Raw genomic sequence first — 385 nt, forward strand, 5'->3', positions numbered from 1 at the left:
GCTAGAAAACGCTTACGATATACAGAAACCACAAAAAGGTCTCATTCTACATACTGATTTAGGAACACAATATACAAGTCAGGAATTTCAAACCTTACTCGCGAATTACAACATAAATCCCTCTTTCAGCAAGAAAGGCTGTCCATATGACAACGCTTGTATGGAGTCGTTTCATGCCATTTTAAAGAAAGAAGAAGTATATCGTACAAAATATAGCTCGTTTGAAGAAGCAAACTTAGCGCTATTTCAATACATTGAGGGATTTTATAATCGTAAGCGAATCCATAGTAGCATTGGTTATAAAACTCCCCAAGCAATAGAAGATCTAGCTACAAAAGTAGCTTAGATTTAACTTTTTTGTGTCCAAAATATTGACTCAAATCCA

At 34.8% G+C, this 385-nt stretch carries 1 protein-coding gene; it reads left to right on the plus strand.

Features of this window, described 5'->3' with window-relative positions:
* A partial coding sequence (locus CO726_RS31360) for an integrase core domain-containing protein (RefSeq protein WP_136699930.1) occupies positions 1–346 on the plus strand: 346 nt, incomplete at its 5' end.
* Positions 347–385: the final 39 nt, after the last annotated feature.

Source organism: Bacillus fungorum (assembly GCF_002746455.1).
GTDB lineage: Bacteria > Bacillota > Bacilli > Bacillales > Bacillaceae_G > Bacillus_A > Bacillus_A fungorum.